Annotated in this window: 19 protein-coding genes; 9 read left to right on the forward strand and 10 right to left on the reverse strand. The window is 72.9% G+C overall.

The window, feature by feature from the left end; translation table 11 throughout:
* Window positions 1–200: 200 nt before the first annotated feature.
* Window positions 201–1280, reverse strand: coding sequence for an NADH:flavin oxidoreductase/NADH oxidase (locus tag Sdi02f_RS26500; protein WP_053663321.1), 1080 nt, complete (start codon window positions 1278–1280; stop codon window positions 201–203).
* Window positions 1281–1414: 134 nt separating this feature from the next.
* Here Sdi02f_RS26500 and Sdi02f_RS26505 point away from each other — a divergent pair, with 134 nt between their 5' ends.
* Together Sdi02f_RS26505 and Sdi02f_RS26510 are read left to right on the forward strand one after the other, a co-directional pair.
* Window positions 1415–1777, forward strand: a complete 363-nt coding sequence (locus tag Sdi02f_RS26505; protein WP_053663323.1) for an ArsR/SmtB family transcription factor — start codon at window positions 1415–1417, stop codon at window positions 1775–1777.
* Between the two features lie 189 nt (window positions 1778–1966).
* Window positions 1967–2422 carry a DUF6214 family protein gene (locus tag Sdi02f_RS26510; RefSeq protein WP_053663324.1) on the forward strand — a complete coding sequence of 152 codons (456 nt, stop codon included), beginning with the start codon at window positions 1967–1969 and terminating at the stop codon, window positions 2420–2422.
* A gap of 47 nt (window positions 2423–2469) precedes the next feature.
* Here Sdi02f_RS26510 and Sdi02f_RS26515 read toward each other — a convergent pair whose 3' ends face one another.
* Window positions 2470–3126: a DUF305 domain-containing protein gene (locus Sdi02f_RS26515; protein ID WP_053663326.1), complete on the reverse strand. Its 657-nt coding sequence runs from the start codon at window positions 3124–3126 to the stop codon at window positions 2470–2472.
* Between the two features lie 208 nt (window positions 3127–3334).
* Here Sdi02f_RS26515 and Sdi02f_RS26520 point away from each other — a divergent pair, with 208 nt between their 5' ends.
* A complete protein-coding gene (locus tag Sdi02f_RS26520; protein ID WP_108934157.1) occupies window positions 3335–4837 on the forward strand; it encodes an LVIVD repeat-containing protein in 1503 nt (500 codons plus the stop codon).
* On the opposite strand, the gene Sdi02f_RS26525 is transcribed toward Sdi02f_RS26520, so the two are convergent.
* The 5 genes from Sdi02f_RS26525 to Sdi02f_RS26545 form a co-directional block, all read right to left on the reverse strand.
* A complete protein-coding gene (locus Sdi02f_RS26525) occupies window positions 4825–5535 on the reverse strand; it encodes a TetR/AcrR family transcriptional regulator (RefSeq protein ID WP_108934158.1) in 711 nt (236 codons plus the stop codon). The two genes, Sdi02f_RS26520 and Sdi02f_RS26525, sit on opposite strands and share 13 nt — an antisense overlap.
* A gap of 139 nt (window positions 5536–5674) precedes the next feature.
* Entirely contained in the window at window positions 5675–6364 is a 690-nt protein-coding gene (locus tag Sdi02f_RS26530; RefSeq protein ID WP_030398784.1) for an HAD family hydrolase, read from the reverse strand.
* A gap of 87 nt (window positions 6365–6451) precedes the next feature.
* Window positions 6452–7123, reverse strand: a complete 672-nt coding sequence (locus Sdi02f_RS26535) for a phosphatase PAP2 family protein (RefSeq protein WP_108934159.1) — start codon at window positions 7121–7123, stop codon at window positions 6452–6454.
* A 45-nt stretch (window positions 7124–7168) separates the two neighbouring features.
* Window positions 7169–8104, reverse strand: coding sequence for a M56 family metallopeptidase (locus Sdi02f_RS26540; RefSeq protein WP_030398786.1), 936 nt, complete (start codon window positions 8102–8104; stop codon window positions 7169–7171).
* Between the two features lie 142 nt (window positions 8105–8246).
* Window positions 8247–8843, reverse strand: a complete 597-nt coding sequence (locus tag Sdi02f_RS26545; protein ID WP_108934160.1) for a DUF5134 domain-containing protein — start codon at window positions 8841–8843, stop codon at window positions 8247–8249.
* A gap of 198 nt (window positions 8844–9041) precedes the next feature.
* Between Sdi02f_RS26545 and Sdi02f_RS26550 the strand changes: the two genes are divergently transcribed.
* Window positions 9042–10730 (forward strand): FUSC family protein, encoded by a 1689-nt coding sequence (locus Sdi02f_RS26550; RefSeq protein WP_167458256.1) that lies wholly within the window; start codon window positions 9042–9044, stop codon window positions 10728–10730.
* Window positions 10727–11287 (forward strand): MarR family winged helix-turn-helix transcriptional regulator, encoded by a 561-nt coding sequence (locus Sdi02f_RS26555; protein WP_030398789.1) that lies wholly within the window; start codon window positions 10727–10729, stop codon window positions 11285–11287. The genes Sdi02f_RS26550 and Sdi02f_RS26555 overlap by 4 nt, the downstream gene beginning before the upstream one ends.
* Window positions 11288–11342: 55 nt before the next feature.
* On the opposite strand, the gene Sdi02f_RS26560 is transcribed toward Sdi02f_RS26555, so the two are convergent.
* Both Sdi02f_RS26560 and Sdi02f_RS26565 read right to left on the reverse strand, forming a co-directional pair.
* Window positions 11343–12107: a VOC family protein gene (locus tag Sdi02f_RS26560; RefSeq protein ID WP_030398790.1), complete on the reverse strand. Its 765-nt coding sequence runs from the start codon at window positions 12105–12107 to the stop codon at window positions 11343–11345.
* Window positions 12108–12223: 116 nt separating this feature from the next.
* Window positions 12224–12616 (reverse strand): VOC family protein, encoded by a 393-nt coding sequence (locus Sdi02f_RS26565; RefSeq protein WP_030398791.1) that lies wholly within the window; start codon window positions 12614–12616, stop codon window positions 12224–12226.
* 85 nt (window positions 12617–12701) lie between these two features.
* Between Sdi02f_RS26565 and Sdi02f_RS26570 the strand changes: the two genes are divergently transcribed.
* Window positions 12702–13241 carry a GNAT family N-acetyltransferase gene (locus Sdi02f_RS26570; protein ID WP_030398792.1) on the forward strand — a complete coding sequence of 180 codons (540 nt, stop codon included), beginning with the start codon at window positions 12702–12704 and terminating at the stop codon, window positions 13239–13241.
* A 24-nt stretch (window positions 13242–13265) separates the two neighbouring features.
* Here the strand turns inward: Sdi02f_RS26570 and Sdi02f_RS26575 are convergent, their stop codons facing one another.
* Complete coding sequence (locus tag Sdi02f_RS26575; RefSeq protein ID WP_030398793.1) at window positions 13266–13949, reverse strand: glycerophosphodiester phosphodiesterase; 684 nt, start codon at window positions 13947–13949, stop codon at window positions 13266–13268.
* Window positions 13950–14174: 225 nt separating this feature from the next.
* Here Sdi02f_RS26575 and Sdi02f_RS26580 point away from each other — a divergent pair, with 225 nt between their 5' ends.
* From Sdi02f_RS26580 to Sdi02f_RS26590, 3 genes are all read left to right on the forward strand, one after another.
* On the forward strand, window positions 14175–15578 hold the full coding sequence (locus Sdi02f_RS26580) for a DUF6421 family protein (protein WP_031081138.1): 1404 nt from the start codon (window positions 14175–14177) through the stop codon (window positions 15576–15578).
* Window positions 15579–15646: 68 nt separating this feature from the next.
* Window positions 15647–16393, forward strand: coding sequence for an SDR family NAD(P)-dependent oxidoreductase (locus tag Sdi02f_RS26585; RefSeq protein ID WP_030398795.1), 747 nt, complete (start codon window positions 15647–15649; stop codon window positions 16391–16393).
* A complete protein-coding gene (locus Sdi02f_RS26590; RefSeq protein WP_030398796.1) occupies window positions 16390–17460 on the forward strand; it encodes a threonine aldolase family protein in 1071 nt (356 codons plus the stop codon). The genes Sdi02f_RS26585 and Sdi02f_RS26590 overlap by 4 nt, the downstream gene beginning before the upstream one ends.
* Window positions 17461–17508: the final 48 nt, after the last annotated feature.

The raw sequence follows: 17508 nt of genomic DNA on the forward strand, positions 1-17508 counted from the left end.
TGTACGTGAACGTCGTTCGTCGGCGTGACCCGTATCGCGAACGCGCGACCGCGCCTGTCGACGACAGTGCGGTCGCAGCGTTCGCGACGGTCATGCTGATGAACGGGACCGTAGGGGGTAAGCGCTTTCTGGTCAACGCCTCGCGCGCAATCCCGTTCCCCGCGCCCTGCCGTGGGGCCCCGGGCCCGCCCGCTCCGGCCCTACATGCCCCAGCCGTACTGCTCCGGCATCCGGACGTCCACGCCGAGCTCCCGCGCCGCGTGCTGGGCCCACGACGGGTTGCGCAGCAGCTCGCGCCCCAGCAGCACCGCGTCGGCCTCGCCGTTGGCCAGGATCTTCTCGGCCTGTCCGGCGTCGGTGATCAGGCCCACCGCGGCGACGGGCAGGGTGGTCTCGGCCTTGACCCGCGCAGCGAAGGGAACCTGGTAGCCGGGCCCGGTCGGGATCCGCACGCGCGGGACGTTGCCCCCGGTGGACACGTCGAGCAGGTCGACGCCGTGGGCCTGGAGGTCGCGGGCGAGGCGGACGGTGTCCTCCGGCGTCCAGCCGTCCTCCTCCAGCCAGTCGGTCGCCGAGACGCGGAAGAGCAGCGGCTTGTCGTCGGGCCAGACCTCCCGCACCGCGTCGACGACCTCCAGTGCGAACCGGGCGCGGTTCTCGTACGGGCCGCCGTAGGCGTCGGTGCGGCGGTTGGAGTGCGGGGAGAGGAACTCGTGGATCAGGTATCCGTGGGCGCCGTGGATCTCCACGATCTCGAAACCGGCGGCCAGCGCCCGGCGTGCGGCGTCGGCGAACCGGCCGACCAGTTCCTGGATCCGCGGGACGGTCAGCTCGGCCGGTTCCGGGTGCCGCTCGTCGAACGCCAGCGCGCTGGGGGCCAGGGGCTGCCAGCCGTGCGCGTCCGGTCCCACCGGCGCCCCGCCCTTCCAGGGCTGCGCGGTCGAGGCCTTGCGGCCGGCGTGGGCCAGTTGCACCGCGGGCACGGTCCCCTGGGAGCGGAGGAAGTCCGTGATCCGGCGGAACGCCTCGGCCTGCGTGTCGTTCCAGAGCCCGAGGTCCTGCGGGGAGATGCGGCCCTCGGGCGACACGCCGGTGGCCTCCACGACGATCAGGCCGGTGCCGCCCACCGCGCGGGCGCCGTAGTGCGCGAAGTGCCAGTCGCCGGGCACGCCGGCCGACGGGCCCTCCGGTGCGGCCGAGTACTGGCACATCGGAGACATCCAGACCCGGTTGGGGATCGTGGTGTCGCGGAGCCGGAGGGGTGCGAAGAGGGCGCTCATGGCGGGCTGCTCCTGGGGTGCGGACGACAGGACGCTCGTACGGTAACCCTCGTAGTACGCCGAGTGTCAAACTACGGCGCCCTTCGTACAATGGGACGCCCACCCGGTGGAACCCCCGACGAACTGGAGTCGCCGTGACCCCCGCCGCCACTGCCGCCGGCATCCGCGAGCTGCCTCACCCGACGCGTGCGGAGATCCGGCTCGAAGGGGTGCTGCACGCGCTGTCCGACCCGGTGCGGCTGCGGATCGTGCGGGACCTCGCCGCCGACAGCGACGCCCTCTTCTCGTGCTCGCACTTCGACCTGCCGGTCACCAAGTCCACGACCACCCACCACTTCCGGGTGCTGCGCGAGAGCGGCGTGATCCGGCAGGCGTACCGGGGCACGGCCAAGATGAACGGCCTGCGCAGGGACGACCTGGACGCCCTCTTCCCCGGACTGCTCGACGCCCTGCTGGCCGCGGCGGCCCGGCAGGCCGCCGCTGTCGCGGGCGACTGAGACCCGGGCGACCGACTCCGGCGGGAGGTGCGAGGGCTGTGCTCGGCCGACAGGGTGCCGCCCCCGGGTGAGCGGCGCGTGTTCCGTTCGTATGGAATGTGATCATTCGGTTACGTTGCGTATGTGCTCGAAGCATCCTTCGTTGATCGTTCTCTTCACCTTTCCGACCGTTGTCCGGGTGACGGTGAGATGTCCGTGCGCCACTCCTGGGTGGTGGACGAGGGGGGCGCCACGACCTCGTGGTTCGACGTCCGGCTGGCCTTCGCCGACGGCGCCCGGGTGGACGCGCTCGCCGTGCTGTCCGGCCAGGACGTGCGGGTCGAGGACGTGCGGGCCCAGCCGCCGCTCTCCCTCGACGACCTGGCCGTGCTCGCCGAGTGGCTGGAGGACCCGCTGTTCGAGGCGTGCGTGCCCGCCCCCGCCCGCGGTGGGCCGGCCGCGCCGCGGCGGGCCCGGCCCCCGTGGCCGCGCGGGCGGGAGGGGCGCAGGCTCGTCGCCCGGGAGTACCGGGCGGCCCGGGAGGAGGGCGGCGACCCGGTCCTCGCGGTGATGCGCGCGACCGGGCACGGCAGGCGCAAGTCGCTCAGGCTGATCGGCCAGGCGCGCGACGACGGATTCCTGACGCCGCGTCGCGCGCGCCGCTGAAGCGCGCCCCACGGTCCGACCCGGTCCGGCACCGGGCCGGGCCGTCGTCACAGCATCGCGCGCATCCGTGAGATCTCGCTCGTCTGCTGGGCGACCACGTCGTCGGCCATCTCCTCGATCAGCACGTTGTTGCCCTCGGACTTCACGTCCGTGGCCATGCTGATCGCGCCCTCGTGGTGAGTGATCATCAGGGTGAGGAAGAGCTGGTCGAACGCCTTGCCCCGGGCCGCGCGCAGTTGCTTCATCTGTGCCTCGGTCGCCATGCCCGGCATGGCCGCGTGCTCGTGTCCGCCGCCCGCCGTCTTCTCGCCGTTGGTCTCGAGCCAGCCCTCCATCGCCTTGATCTCCGGGCCCTGCGCGGCCGAGATGCGTGCGGCCAGCTTCTTCACCCGGCCGGATTCGGCCTGCTTCGGTGCCAGTTCGGTCATCTTCAGGGCCTGCGCGTGGTGCTGGATCATCATGCGCGCGTAGGAGACGTCCGCGGAGTTGGGGGAGTCGTCGTCGGCGCGCTGCTTCTGGGCCTCCTCGGCGGACAGGGTCCGGTTGGCCTCGCCCGGCTTGCCCGGAGCGATCACCGAGGGCCCGGCGGCCGTCGCCGGGCCGGTGCCCCCGTCCGCGTCGCAGGCCGCGAGCACCAGCACGGCCGAGGTGATCAGCGAGGCCGTGACGAGTGAAGCGCTGGACGACCCGCGGCGAAGGGACACGACGACCTCCTGTGGCTGGGGGCGCGCCCCTCCGGGGAGGAGCGCGGAGCATCTTGAGCGTGCGATGACCGTCCTAGCACGCTTCCGCGTGCCAGTGATCAAAAAACTTCATTGCATGTTTGTTGCCCTCTGTTGATATGGGCATGGCGAAGACGATACTGCCGGAAGCGTGAACCGTTCCGAAGGGGACGGACGTTGGGAGGAAACAGTGACCCTGTTGAACGACCCGCGAACGCGGCGCAGACGTCTGGGAGTCGCGGCCGCCGCCGCAGGGCTCCTGTCCGCGCTGCTCACCGCCGGCCCGGCCATGGCGATCCCCGACCCCGGGGACTCTCCCGCCACCTCGAAGGAGGTGTCCAAGAGCGCACGCGCCGAGGTGCGCGACGCCATCGAGAGCGGCGGCATACCCGGTCAGGACGAGACAGTCCATTCCGACAACATCGAGCACCTGACCAACATCCCCAAGGACGCGCTGCCCGGCACCAACTCGGACCTGGCCTTCCAGGGCCGGTACGCCTTCGCCGGCAACTACGACGGCTTCCGCATCTTCGACATCAAGAACCCGAAGAAGCCGAAGACCGTCGCCCAGGTGCTGTGTCCCGGCTCGCAGAACGACATCTCGGTCTCCGGGAACCTGCTGTTCCTGTCGACCGACTCCTCGCGCAGCGACAGCAGTTGCAACAGCACCACGCAGCCCGCGACCGAGAAGTCCTCCTGGGAGGGCATGAAGGTCTTCGACATCAGCGACATTCGCAACCCCAAGTACGTCGCCGCGGTCGAGACGGCCTGCGGCTCGCACACCCACACGCTGGTGCCCGAGCGCAAGGACGTCTACATCTACGTCTCCTCGTACTCGCCGAACGCCGCGTACCCGGACTGCCAGCCGCCGCACGACGGGATCTCCGTCATCAAGGTGCCGCGCAAGGCGCCGGCGCGGGCGGCCGTCGTGAACTTCCCGGTGCTCTTCCCCGGTGAGGGTCCCGACGGCGGCGGCAACCCGGGCGCGCCCACCAACCCGGGCGTCTCCAAGACCACCGGCTGCCACGACATCACCGTCCTGCCCTCCGAGGACCTGGCGGCCGGTGCCTGCATGGGCGACGGCATCCTGTTCTCCATCAAGGACCCCGAGCACCCCAAGGTCATCGACCGCGTCCAGGACAACGTGAACTTCGCGTTCTGGCACTCGGCGACCTTCAACCAGCGTGCGGACAAGGTGGTGTTCACCGACGAGCTGGGCGGTGGCGGCGCCGCCACCTGCAACGCGGAGATCGGCCCGAACCGCGGCGCCGACGGCATCTACGACATCGTCGGCAGGGGCGACCACCGCAAGCTGGTCTTCCGCAGCTACTTCAAGATCCCGCGCCACCAGGCGGACACCGAGAACTGCGTGGCCCACAACGGCTCGCTGATCCCGGTCAAGGGCAAGGACATCATGGTCCAGGCCTGGTACCAGGGCGGTGTCTCCGTCTGGGAGTTCACCGACTCCTCGCGGCCCAGGGAGATCGCCTACTTCGAGCGGGGGCCGCTGAGCACCGACACATTGATCACCGGCGGTTCCTGGTCGGCGTACTACTACAACGGCTACATCTACTCGAACGACATCGCCAAGGGCTTCGACGTGCTCAAGCTCAGCGACCGGCGCACCGACCCGGCCGCGCGGGTCCGTCTGCAGGAGCTCAACACGCAGACGCAGCCGGACTACTTCGACTGAGGGGTCCGGCCGGTCCGGTCCGTCCGGGCCCGCTGATCCGGCAGTCCGGTCGCGAAGAACCGCGACAGGTCCGGGTCGCACGTCGTCCCGCCGGGCGCCTCGGCGTCCGGCGGGACACCCAGCCCCCAGTCCAGCCGGTAGCGCTCGAACAGCTCGGCGCGCAGGTCCGGCACCGGCATCGGCACCCCGGGCACGAGGGCGGCGAAGACGGCGCCCATCAGCTGCGCGCGCAGCATCGGGTAGTCCCGGTCGACGTCGCGCGAGCCGTGCCGGGCCACGGTGTCCCGCAGCAGCTCGGCCAGCCGCCGCTGTTCGGGACACGGGACGAAACCCACCTCGGCCTGGAGCAGCCCCGCCATGTGCTGGCGCATGAGCACCGGCCGGTCCCGGGCGAGCCCCAGGATCGCGTCGATGGCCCGCGCCAGCCGCTCGCGCCCCTCAGCGGTGCGCGGCTCGCGCTCCAGGGCCTCCTCCAGGGTGCGGTGCATCAGCCGGTGCACCGCGGACTGCACCAACTGGCGCTTGCCCGGGAAGTAGTACGAGACCAGCCCGCGCGCCGAGCCCGCCCGGTCGGCGATGTCGCCCAGCGTGGTCGCCTCGTACCCGCGCTCGCCCACCAGCTCCACGGCGGCCTGCAGCAGACGCTCCTTCGAGCGCCGCCGCAATTCTTCATTGACCGAGGCGCTGCGCGGGGACATCCTGTACTCCTGCGTTGACTGGCTGCCGGCCAACTATACTCGGCGCAGGCGGACGGGCCCGCGGGCCCGGTCCGGGCACCGGCCGCGTCGGGCGACACGGGGGATCGTCCGACGCGGCCGGTTCCGTGCCTGCCCGGCCCTATGTGACCAGGTCCAGCACGGGCCGCAGTCCCGCCGGGCGCTCGGCCACCGGCAGGTGGTCGACGAAGTGCACCCCGCACCCGAGCGCCGCCGCACCGCCGTCCGCCCCGCGGTCGTCGCCGACCATCAGCGTGCGCCCCGGCTCCACGTCCAGCGCCGCGCAGGCCACGCCGAACAGCCGGGGGTCGGGTTTGCGGATGCCGTGCTCGTAGGACAGGACGTACGTGTCCACGTACCGGTCGAGCCCGTGCGCGCGGAAGACCGGCCGCAGGTCCCACCCGATGTTGCTGACCACCCCCACGGCGATCCCGCGCCCGCGCAACCCGTCCAGCACCTCGGCGGCGTCGGGGTAGGGGCGCCACGCCTCCGGCGCCATGTGCCGCTCGTACAGCACGTCGTGCAGGCCGGGGTCCGGCAGCGGCACCTGCCGGGACAGTCCGGTGTACGCGGCGCGGTGCAGCTCCGCGCTGTCGTCGCGTGTCTCCCACACCTCGGCGAGTTCCTCCGGCACCCGCAGCGGCGGCGCGCCGCCGGGCAGCGCCCCCGCCCGCTGGAGCGCCTCGGCCGTCTCGGCCAACTCCGGCGCGGCGAGCCGCAGTCCGGCGGCGTCGAGGGCCGCGCGCAGCCAGGACTCGGTGGATTCGACACGGAACAGCGTGCCCGAGAAGTCGAACAGAACGGCGGTCATGGACCGGATCCTAGGGGCGTGAAGGCGCGGGCGGGGGCGGGACGGTGATGCGGGCGGGGATCCCGCCCGGCGGACCGGCCGCCCCGGTCACGGGTGCCGTCGCCGGTGCACCAGCACCGCCAGGGCCACGACCAGGGCGCCCAGGAGCCAGCCGCCGAGGACGTCCGTGGACCAGTGGACGCCGAGCCACACCCGGGTCATGCCGACCCCGGCCACGCAGACCACGGCCACGGCGAGACCGGCGCGGCGCAGGTCGCGGCCGGCACCGCAGTGGTGGAGCAGCCACACCAGCAGGCCGCACACGAAGGTCGCGGTCATGGCGTGCCCGGAGGGGAAGGCCGAGTAGTGCGCCGAGTCCACGGGGTGGGTCCAGACCGGGCGGGGGCGGTCCACCGCCGCCTTGAGGACCTGTTGCAGGACGCTGCCCAGCAGGCAGGTCGCCGCCAGCCACACGGCCGTCCACCGGTCCGCCCGGCGCCACCACAGCCACACCACCACCACCGCGCACAGCAGACGCATCGTCCAGGGGTCCCACACCCAGTCGGTGAGGATCCGCATGGCGTGGGTGACGCCGCCTTCCTCGACGGCCCAGCGGTGGGTGGTGCCGGCGATCCCGTCGTCCAGCCGCACCAACGGCCGCCATCTGACGGCCACCAGGGCGGTCAGGAGCCCTGAGCACAGGGCCAGTACCCAGGACGCGCGGAGCGCGGTGCGCGGCTGCGGCGGGGCGGACGGGGAGTCGACCGACGGCGTCTGCATGCTGCGATACTCGCCGAACCGGTGGTTCCGGGGCCAGTTCCCCCACTATCCCAGTGCCCGCAGTGCCGGTGCGAAGGCCACCAGGACCGGGATCACCGGCACCAGCGCGGCGGCGGCCGTCAGCCGCAGCCTCCGGCCCGCGGTCAGCCGGTTGGGCGGGGTGAGCAGGCGGTGGACCCGCTGCGGGACGTGGGCCTGCGCGGTCGGGCACGGGCCGAAGACGCCGCGGTCCTCGTTGAGTTCGACCAGGGCCAGGGCGGTCGTCAGCCGGCCGAAGCGGCGCGAGGCGACGTCGTCGGCGGCGAGTTCGACCAGGCGGTGCATCTCGTCGCGGAACGCAGCGAAGACCGGAACCTGCGGGAAGCCGTCCGCCAGCGCCGTGGCGCAGTTCAGCAGCCAGTCGTGCCGCGCCCGGGCGTGCCCCTTCTCGTGGGCGAGCACCGCGTCGAGCTGGCGGCCCTCGAGGCGGCGCAGCGCGGCTGTGGTGACCACCAGTTGCGGGGGAGTGCCGGGCAGCCACCAGGCGTCCGGCCGCTCGCCCTCCAGGACGACGAGCCGGTCCGGGCCGGGCTCCTCGCCGGGCAGCAGCGGAGCGCGGTGCCTCAGTTCGGCCCGGCGCAGCTTGCGCCGGGAGCGCGCCCGCACGACCTCCCGGGCCAGCATCGCGACGCTCCACAGCCCACCGCAGGCCAGCGTGACCGCCGTCGTGTCCGCCCAGAGCCCGGACGTGCCCAGCGCGTAGGCCTCGACCACCGGACCGGGCGCCGTCGAGAAGACCGGCCCGCCCACCGCGTGCCAGGCCGCCGCCGCGCTGAACGTCATCGACAGCGCGCAGCACACGATCACCGCCGCCACCACGCACTGCCACACCCACAGCGCGACCACCGGTTCGCGATCGGGCCAGTCGGCCCGGGCGAGCAGCCTGGGGGCGAGCACGGCGGTCAGCGCGCCGAGCAGCAGCAGTGCCGCGGGGAGAATCATGGGGGCAGCCTATGAGGGCGGCGCCGTCGGCAGTACGGCCCGAGGCGCAAAGTGACGCAGACAACGATTGCGCACGGCGCCCTGCGGGCAACCCGGGCCCCCCGGGGGGCCGGACGCCCGGTGCCGGAACCGGCTCCCGGCGTCACAGGGGCAGCAGCATGGCCAGCATCCCCATCGCCATGGAGAGGCGGCAGGCCCGCGCCAGCTCCGGCCGGTCGCCCCACCCGGCCGGAGCGCGGCCGTCGGCGCCCACCCCGCCCGCGGGCACGGGCGGTGCCCCCGTCCCGCCACCGGCCACCGCCACCACAGGTATCAGGCGCACGCCGGTCACCAGGACGTATGCCGTGAAGTACAGCAGGAGCGCCCCGGTCAGTACCGGAGTGCCGGACGTGCCGTGGGCGTGCGCGTGGGCGGGCGAGCCGGCCATCACCACCGCCATGTAGACCATCGCCGCCGCGCCCACCAGGTGGTGCAGATGGTGCCGCCCCGACCGGGCCGCCCACAGCGCCCGCAGTCCCGCGGCGCCGAACACCACCACGTAGCCGGACCACAGCCAGGCCGGCGGGGTGAACACCGCCGCGGGCACGGCCATGGCCGCCATGCCGAACCCCATGAGGGCCTCACCGCCCGCCGCACTGCGCTGCTCCTCGACCCCGCTGCGCATCCGCAGCAGGCAGTAGGCGCCGGTCGCCGCACACAGCGCGACCAGCAGCCATCCGGACGACGCCGGTCCGTGCACACGCACCTCCCCGCTCCGCGGTCACGGTCCGTGAAGAACTGCCCCAGCCATGCGGCGCGCACGCGAGCGCAAGGGGGTACGCGGGGGCAGACAGGGGAGCGCGTGCCCTTCCTCCGGTGGATCGTCGCTGGTCGGTGACGTGGGCGGATCCGTACCGACATTTGATTTACTGGTAAAACACTTGTTAACCTCATGTCCATGAGCAGTGCGACCCCCACTCCCGCCACCTCACCGGTCCGACGTCTGTCCCTGGCGGGCGTGCTGCGCCTGCGCCGTCCCTCCGAGATCTGGTTCAAACCCGCCCTGAGTTCGGTCGCCGCCGTAGCCCCTCCCAACCTGCTCCTGCTGGCGTTCGGCCGGCTCGACCTGGCGATGTACACGATGGCCGGGTCGCTGTGCGCGCTGTACGCCCACAACCGTCCCTACGCCGTCCGCGCCCGCACGCTGGCCTGGGTGGTGCTCGGCATGCTCGGCGGCGTCGCCGTCGCCCTGGTCACCGCCTCGCTCACCCGCGACGCCGTCGTCCTCGTCACCGTGGGCGCTCTGCTGGCCGCCGTGCAGAAGGTGCTGTGCGACGCCACCCGCATCGGCCCGCCGGGCAACGTGATCCTCACCTTCATCAGCTCCGCCGCCCTCTTCGTCCCGCAGACCCTCGCCCAGGTCCCCGGGCACCTGGCCCTGGCCGCCGCCGCGGGCGTGTGGGCCTGGCTCGTCGGAATGGCGCCCGCCCTGGTCCGCCCGCACGGCCCGGAACGCCGGGCCACCGCCCAGGCACTGAACGCCGCAGCCGCGTACGCCGCCACCCGGGGCGCCGGCGACGGCCACGCGTCCCTGCGCGCCGCCGGGTACGCCGCCGTACAGGCCGCCTGGCAGACGCTGCTGTCCCTGCCCGCCACGGGCGCCCGCGCCGCCACCCGGCACGCGCTGGAACGCCTCGTCGTCCGTGCCGAGGTCGCACTGGCCGCACCGGCCGACAGCGACCCCGAGCGGCTGCGCGCCTGGGCCCACGCGCTGCGCGGCGGCGGCCGGATCCCCCGCACCGGCGAGGCCCCGGCCGAGACCGACGAACTCCTCGGCGCGGACGCCGAACTCGCCGCCCGGCCCGCGCCCCTGTGGCAGCGGCTCGGCCCGCTCACCCCGATCGCCGTCCGCACCGCCCTCGGCTGCGCGCTGGCCGGCTACGCCTCCCTGGCCCTCGGTATCGGCCGCCCCTACTGGGCCCTGGTCACCGCCGCCGCGCTCTACCAGGCCAACATCACCCTGACCTGGAGCCGGGCCGTGCAGCGCGTCGTCGGCAACCTCGCGGGCGTGCTGCTCTTCGCCGCCATCGCCCCGCTGGCCCACCTCGGGCAGGTGCTGCTCGTCCTGTGCTGCCTCGCCCTCAACTTCGGCGCCGAGGCCCTCATCACCCGCAACTACTGGCTCGGCAGCGTCTGCGTGACCCCGATGGCCCTGCTCGTCACCGAGTTCGCCGGCTACCAGGCCCCCGGCGACCTGATGACCGAGCGGGCCGTGGACACCCTGGTCGGGGCGCTGGTCGGCTTCCTCGCAGCCGTCGTCGTCACCAACCGGCGCGCCGGAAACCGCGTCGAGCAGGCGGTGACCGCGGCCGACCGCGCCCGCGAACGCGCCGCACGCCTCCTCGCGGAGCCCGACCCCGCCCCCGGCGCCCTGGAGGCCGCCCGCCGGGGCCTGGCCGCCGCCCTCACCGACCTGCGGGCCACCGCCGACGGGGCCGCCGGTGAATGGTGGGGACGCGCACTGCCCCAGGAGAGGGTCGTGCTCGCCGAGCAGTCCGGACACCGTACGCTCGCCGAGGCGGTGCGACGCCAGGCAGCGCGTGCGGACCGCGAGACGGGCACGAGAACGGAGGACGTACGTCCATGACCGCAACCGACGGGGGAGCCCGGGGCGGAGCCGGGAACGGGGGGACGGGGCCGGGCGGGGACACCGTGGCCGCCGTCGTACGCCAGTGGCGGACCGTCCGCCCGGACCTCGACACCGGGCCGATGGAGATCATCGGCCGGATCAACCGCTGCGCCGCCCTCCTCCAGCAGGCCGAGGACGCGCCGCTGCGCCGGGCGGGCCTCAGCCGGGCCGAGTTCGACCTGCTGGGCGCCCTGCGCCGCACCGGGCACGAGCTGACCCCGGGCGAGCTGGCCCGGGAGACCTTCTCCTCCGGCGCCGCCGTCACCAAGCGCCTCAAGCAGCTCAGCGAGCGCGGCCTCGTCGAGCGGCGCGGCGACACCCGGGACCGCAGGGTCGCCCACCTGCGCCTCACGGAGGCCGGACGCGACCTCGTCGACGGGATCCTGCCGGAACAGCTCGCCTACGAGTCCGCCGTCCTGTCCGGCGTCGACGGAGCGCGGCAGGGCGAACTGGCGGCGTTGCTGGGCGGGCTGCTGGGGCAGCTCGAGGGCCGCCTGGACGCGCTGCGGGCCTGAAGGGCGCCTGCTCGAAACGTCCCGCGGAGCCCGGCGGCCTGCCGTGCCGCCGGGATCAGCGTGCGCCCCCCGCCCCGTACACGCCGAACATCGCGCCCTGCGGGTCCCGCAGCACGGCGAGGCGGGGGCCGTCGGGCACGGAGGTCGGCTCCATCAGCACGGTGCCGCCGCCGTCGGTCGTGTCGACCGCGGCCGTGTTCACGTCCACCACCGCGAAGTAGGGCAGCCAGTGCGCCGGCACCTCGTGCGGGAACTTGTCGTCCATCGGCACCATCCCGCCGAAGTCCGCCCCCTCGATCCCCCACTGCTGGTAGCGCGGCGGGCCGGTGACGCTCCAGCCGAAGACCGTGGTGTAGAAGTCCGCGGCCCGGTCGGGCTCCCGGGTCAGCAGCTCCACCCAGCCCAGCGAGCCGGGCGCGTTGAACAGTCCGGCCCCGGGGAAGGAGCCGCCCTGCCAGAGCTGGAAGACCGCCCCGGTCGGATCGGCGGCCACCGCGAAGCGGCCCGAGTCGAAGACGTCCGTGGGTCCCTCCAGGACCGTGCCCCCGGCCGCCGTCACCTGCCGTACGGCCGCGTCCGCGTCGCGCACGGCGAAGGACACGTTCCAGGCGACCGGCTGTCCCGGCTGGTAGAGCGGCGTCAGGGCGGCGACCGCCGCGTCGTCGATCCGCGCGATCGTGTAGCCGCCCGCCTGCTGGTGCGAGACCGTCTCGGGATACCAGCCGAACAGCTTGGTGTAGAACCTCCGGGCCGCCCTCAGGTCGGTGGTCCCCAGCTCCGCCCAGCAGGGCCCGCCGGTCACCGGTTCGTGGAGCTTCATCGTGCTGGCGTCCTTCCGCCGGGGCCGCGTCCGCCCCCCTCCAGCACGCTAAGGCCGGGCCGGGGGCGGGGCCATCCGGCACGTGCGCCCACCGGCCGAGGTACCCGCCGTGCGGCTCAGATCCCCGGCCGGTAGCGCAGCGGATGCTCCGCGGGCACCTCCACCAGCACGATGCGGGTGCCGTCGGGGTCCTCGATCCACATCTCCACCAGCCCCCACGGCTCCTTGACCGGCGGCCGCACGATCCCGACGCCCTTGGCGCGCAGTTCGTCGTGGGCCGCCGCCGCGTCCTCGACCTGGAGCCACAGGGCCGGCCCGGGGCCGACGGGCTCCTCGGAGCGTCCCGAGACCTCCAGGAAGCCGCCGCCGAGGAAGTAGACGGTGCCCCGCTCCGGGCCCGTGCCGAACTCGCGGTGGACGGCGAGGCCGAGCTGCTCGCCGTAGAAGGCGCGGGTGCGGTCGGGATCGGTGGGACGGAGCAGGGTCCGGCTGCTGAGTACGTGCACCATGCCTCCCGAGCGTAGTGGCGGCCGGCGGCGGCGTTACGCTCATCGGTGCCCGCGACGCGCCCGAGAACGAACCGGAGACGCCCCCATGAACACCGCTGCCGGCCCACTGACCTACCGCGACGCCACCGAGGCCGACGTGGACGCGCTCGTGGCGCTCATAGAGTCCGCGTACCGGGGCGATTCCAGCCGGGCCGGGTGGACCACCGAGGCGGACATCCTCGAGGGGCAGCGCACCGACCCGCGGGGTGTGCTGGAGGTCGTCGAGGCGCCGGACAGCCGCCTGCTGACGGTGGAGCGGGACGGCGGGATCGTGGCCTGCTGCCAGCTCGAGCACCGCGGGGCGCACGCCTACTTCGGGATGTTCGCGGTCAGCCCGGCACTCCAGGGCGGGGGACTGGGCAAGGCGATCATCGCGGAGGCCGAGCGGCAGGCCCGCGCGACGTGGGGCGTCACCGAGATGCACATGACGGTGATCTCCGTGCGCGAGGACCTCATCGCCTGGTACGAGCGCCGCGGCTACCGCCGTACGGGAGAGACGACCCCCTTCCCGTACGGCGACGAGCGCTTCGGCATCCCGCAGCGCGACGACCTCCGGTTCGAGCTGCTGGTCAAGCCGCTGGCGTGACGCCCGGAGCCGCCGGGGCGCCGCTCAGGCGGTGAAGCGGCCGGTGCGCTTGATCTCCGGGTAGTCGGTCGTCGCGCCGTCCAGGCCCAGGGCGCGCACCAGCCGCAGGTGGTCCTGGGTGTTCACGGTCCAGCAGAACACCCGCAGGCCCGCCTTGCGGGCCTTCCTCACGGTCTCCAGCGTGATCCTGTTGATGTCCAGGCACAGCGTCCGGGCGCCCGCCGCCACGGCGCGGTCCACGACCTCGGGGCCGTAGTACTGCGCGACCAGGGCGGTCCGCACCCCCGGCACCAGCCGGGCGATCTCGACGAGGGCCTCGTCGTGGAACGAGATCACCTCCACCCGGTCCACCAGGTCCCGGCGGAGCATCACCTCGGCGAGGACGCGTGCGGCCGCCGCGTCCTTGATCTCGGCCTGCAGGGGCACCGACACCGCGTCCAGCGCCTCCTCGAAGACCGGGATCCGCTCCCCGCGGCCGGCGTCCAGGGTGCGCAGCTCCTCGAGGGTCTTGTCGGCGATCGCGCCGGTGCCGTCGGTGGTGCGGTCCACGTCGGCGTCGTGCATGACGACGAGCGCGCCGTCCTTGCTCAGGTGCAGGTCCAGTTCGACGACGTCGAGGCCGGCCTGCTCGGCGGCGACGAAGGAGCGCAGGGTGTTCTCGGGTTCGACACCCATCGCTCCGCGGTGACCGATGGTGAGGAAGTTCAAGGCTCGACTCGCTTCCGTCGACGTCGGCGGGCAGGGCCGCAGCCTAACGGCCCTGCCGGACCGTTTCCCCTGTGCTTCGCCGGGTATACGAATCCGGCGTCCGACAGGAAAAAATGCGGCACAGCCCCGGGTGGGGCAGGATAATTTACGGAGTCTCCCCTTGATTGGAGAAACGTCGTATGTCTACGGTGGCGTCACGCTAGCTTCTCCCGTGGAGGATGGGACATGACGGAAATTCTTGTGCAGGTGGGCGCGGAGGAGAACGTTCCTCCGGCGAGCAGGGTGGTTGAGCACCCGGCGTGGCCCGTGCTCAAGGATGCCGTGGAGCAGATCCGGCCATGGCAGTCCAAGGACGGGTCGATCGACTTCGGCGCCGAGGGCGCCCCGGAGCGGGCCACCGCCGAGGACGCCGTACGCCGTGTCACCGAGGCGGTGCGCGAGCTGTCCCCGCTGCTGCCGCACGACCGTGCCTACCACGAAGCCCTGGTCGGCGACCTCGGCCGCTGGGCCGACGGCGGCTTCGAGGTCCCCGACTTCCTCGACTCGCTGCTGGCCTTCCAGCCCGCGGCCAACCGCGCGGACGGCCTCCAGCACCTGGTCGTCTTCCCGATGTACACGCAGAACGGCAACCCGGACCGCAACCTCGAGGCCGTCGTGCTGCGCATGGTCTGGCCCGACTGGCTGGCGGAGCTGGAGCGCACCCGGTACGACAACCCGCTGTTCTGCGGCATCACCTTCGAGGACTTCACGGCCGGCTACGACACCAACTCGGCCGTCCTCTTCCCGGAGACCATCGCCGTGCGCGAGGCGCCCGAGCGCTTCTCCTGGGGCGGCATCTTCTGCGACCGCGAGGCCGCCCGCTTCCGCCGCGTCACCGAGGCCGCCGTGGACCTGCTGGGCCTGGAGCTGCCCGAGGACGTGGCCGCGATGGTCCACGACCAGAAGCGCTGCGAAGAGGCGTTCGTGCTGTGGGACATGGTCCACGACCGCACCCACAGCCACGGCGACCTGCCCTTCGACCCGTTCATGATCAAGCAGCGCCAGCCGTTCTGGATGTACGGCCTGGAGGAGCTGCGCTGCGACCTCACCGCCTTCAAGGAGGCCGTGAAGCTGGCGGACGAGGGCGTCCCGCAGGCCCGCGACGTGCAGTACGCGGTGCTCTTCGACCGCATGTTCCGCTTCCCGGTCACCGGCGAGCGGGTGCGCAACTACGACGGCCTCGGCGGCCAGCTCCTCTTCGCCTACCTGCACAAGCACGACGTCGTGCGCTGGACCGACAACAAGCTCTTCATCGACTGGCAGCGCGCCCCGCAGGTCACCAACCAGCTGTGCGGCGAGATCGAGAAGCTCTACCGCGACGGCATCGACCGCCCGAAGATCGTCCACTGGTTCGCCGGCTACGAGCTGGTCTCCGCCTACCTCGCCCCGCACCCGGGCTCCAAGTGGGCCAAGGGCCCCGACGCCCTGGACCTGACCCTGCCGCCGCGCAAACTCGTCGACGACGTGCTTCCCGACGAGTTTCCGCTGAGCATGTTCTACGAGGCCCTGTCCAAGAAGCTCAAGAAGGTGATCGCCTCGACCCGGGGCATCACCAGGGCCGCGGACGGTGCCGAACGGGCCGCCGCGTGAGCGAGGGCGGCGGCACGCACGGACAGGCACGGCAGACACAGGCTCGGCAGGCTCGGGAGGCGAGGACCATGGGGAACGGGGCGCTCGACGGCGCGGTGATCGCGGTGGCAGGGGCGGGCGGACCCGCCGGACGGGCCGCGCTGCTGCGGCTGGCCGAGGCGGGTGCGACCGTCGTCGGCGCGGACAACGACCCGGAGCGGCTGGCCGAGGCGGTGGACGCGGCGCGCTACGCGCACGGCGGCGCCACCGTCACCGGCGAGACCGTCGACCTGCTCGACCCGGACTCCACCCGGGCCTGGGCCGACCGCACCGAGGAGGAGTTCGGCCACGTCGACGGCATGGTCCACCTCGTGGGCGGCTGGCGCGGCAGCAAGACCTTCACCAAGACCGAACTCGGCGACTGGGACCTCCTGGAGAAGCTGCTCGTCCGCACCGTGCAGCACACCTCCCTCGCCTTCCACGAGGCGCTCCAGCGCAGCGACCGCGGCCGCTACGTCCTGGTCAGCGCCGCCGGCGCGTCCAGCCCCACCGCGGGCAACGCCGCCTACTCCGCCGCCAAGGCCGCCGCCGAGGCGTGGACCCTGGCCATGGCGGACTACTTCCGCAAGGCGGGGGGCGAGCAGGGGCCGACGTCGGCGGCTGCGATCCTGGTGGTCAAGGCGTTGGTGCACGACGCGATGCGCGCCGAGCGCCCCAACGCGAAGTTCGCGGGCTTCACGGACGTGCGTGACCTCGCCGAGGCCGTCGCCGGTGTCTGGGACAAGCCCGCCGCGGAAGTGAACGGAAACCGTCTGTGGCTGACCGAGAAGCCGTGAACCCCCCGAAGACCGACGCGCGTCGTCATCACGACCCCGAGGTCCGCGGTTTCGCCAGTGACAACTACGCCGGCGCCCACCCGGAGGTGCTCGCCGCCCTGGCCCTGGCCAACGGCGGGCACCAGGTCGCGTACGGCGAGGACGAGTACACCGAGAACCTGCAGCGGGTGATCCGCAGCCACTTCGGCTCCTCCGCCGAGGCGTTCCCGGTGTTCAACGGCACCGGCGCCAACGTCGTCGCGCTCCAGGCGGTCACCGACCGCTGGGGCGCGGTGATCTGCGCCGAGAGCGCGCACATCAACGTCGACGAGGGCGGCGCCCCCGAGCGCATGGGCGGCCTCAAGCTGCTCACCGTCCCCACCCCGGACGGCAAGCTCACGCCCGACCTGATCGACCGTCAGGCGTACGGCTGGGACGACGAGCACCGGGCGATGCCGCAGGTCGTCTCGATCACCCAGAGCACCGAACTGGGCACCCTCTACACGCCCGACGAGATCCGGGCCATCTGCGAGCACGCCCACGCGCACGGCATGAAGGTGCACCTGGACGGCTCCCGGATAGCCAACGCCGCCGCCTCCCTGGACGTGCCCATGCGCACGTTCACCAACGCGGTCGGCGTCGACCTCCTCTCCCTCGGCGGCACCAAGAACGGCGCCCTGTTCGGCGAGGCGGTCGTGGTGCTGAACCAGGACGCGGTGCGGCACATGAAGCACCTGCGCAAGCTGTCCATGCAGCTCGCCTCCAAGATGCGCTTCGTGTCCGTCCAGTTGGAGGCGCTGCTGGCCAAGGACCTGTGGCTGCGCAACGCCCGGCACTCCAACGAGATGGCCCGGCGGCTGGCCGAGGGCGTGCGCTCCGTGCACGGCGTGGAGATCCTCTACCCGGTGCAGGCCAACGCGGTCTTCGCCCGCCTGCCGCACGAGGTGAGCGAGCGCCTGCAGAAGCGGTTCCGCTTCTACTTCTGGGACGAGGCCGCCGGGGACGTGCGCTGGATGTGCGCCTTCGACACCACCGAGGACGACGTCGACGCGTTCGTGGCCGCCCTCAAGGAGGAGACGGCCCGCTGACGCGAGACTCTTCGTTATGCATAGGTATGCGGTCACCTGAAAAGTCAT

It is taken from the genome of Streptomyces ardesiacus (genome assembly GCF_003112575.1).
GTDB classification, from domain to species: Bacteria; Actinomycetota; Actinomycetes; order Streptomycetales; family Streptomycetaceae; genus Streptomyces; species Streptomyces ardesiacus.

What these genes read in the sequence shown, in the direction of transcription:
- Sdi02f_RS26500 (WP_053663321.1), bottom strand. Translation starts at nt 1,280, where the DNA reads ATGAGCGCCCTCTTCGCACCCCTCCGGCTCCGCGACACCACGATCCCC.
- Sdi02f_RS26510 (WP_053663324.1), top strand. Translation starts at nt 1,967, where the DNA reads ATGTCCGTGCGCCACTCCTGGGTGGTGGACGAGGGGGGCGCCACGACC.
- Sdi02f_RS26525 (WP_108934158.1), bottom strand. Translation starts at nt 5,535, where the DNA reads ATGTCCCCGCGCAGCGCCTCGGTCAATGAAGAATTGCGGCGGCGCTCG.
- Sdi02f_RS26530 (WP_030398784.1), bottom strand. Translation starts at nt 6,364, where the DNA reads ATGACCGCCGTTCTGTTCGACTTCTCGGGCACGCTGTTCCGTGTCGAA.
- Sdi02f_RS26535 (WP_108934159.1), bottom strand. Translation starts at nt 7,123, where the DNA reads ATGCAGACGCCGTCGGTCGACTCCCCGTCCGCCCCGCCGCAGCCGCGC.
- Sdi02f_RS26540 (WP_030398786.1), bottom strand. Translation starts at nt 8,104, where the DNA reads ATGATTCTCCCCGCGGCACTGCTGCTGCTCGGCGCGCTGACCGCCGTG.
- Sdi02f_RS26550 (WP_167458256.1), top strand. Translation starts at nt 9,042, where the DNA reads ATGAGCAGTGCGACCCCCACTCCCGCCACCTCACCGGTCCGACGTCTG.
- Sdi02f_RS26555 (WP_030398789.1), top strand. Translation starts at nt 10,727, where the DNA reads ATGACCGCAACCGACGGGGGAGCCCGGGGCGGAGCCGGGAACGGGGGG.
- Sdi02f_RS26560 (WP_030398790.1), bottom strand. Translation starts at nt 12,107, where the DNA reads ATGAAGCTCCACGAACCGGTGACCGGCGGGCCCTGCTGGGCGGAGCTG.
- Sdi02f_RS26565 (WP_030398791.1), bottom strand. Translation starts at nt 12,616, where the DNA reads ATGGTGCACGTACTCAGCAGCCGGACCCTGCTCCGTCCCACCGATCCC.
- Sdi02f_RS26570 (WP_030398792.1), top strand. Translation starts at nt 12,702, where the DNA reads ATGAACACCGCTGCCGGCCCACTGACCTACCGCGACGCCACCGAGGCC.
- Sdi02f_RS26580 (WP_031081138.1), top strand. Translation starts at nt 14,175, where the DNA reads ATGACGGAAATTCTTGTGCAGGTGGGCGCGGAGGAGAACGTTCCTCCG.
- Sdi02f_RS26585 (WP_030398795.1), top strand. Translation starts at nt 15,647, where the DNA reads ATGGGGAACGGGGCGCTCGACGGCGCGGTGATCGCGGTGGCAGGGGCG.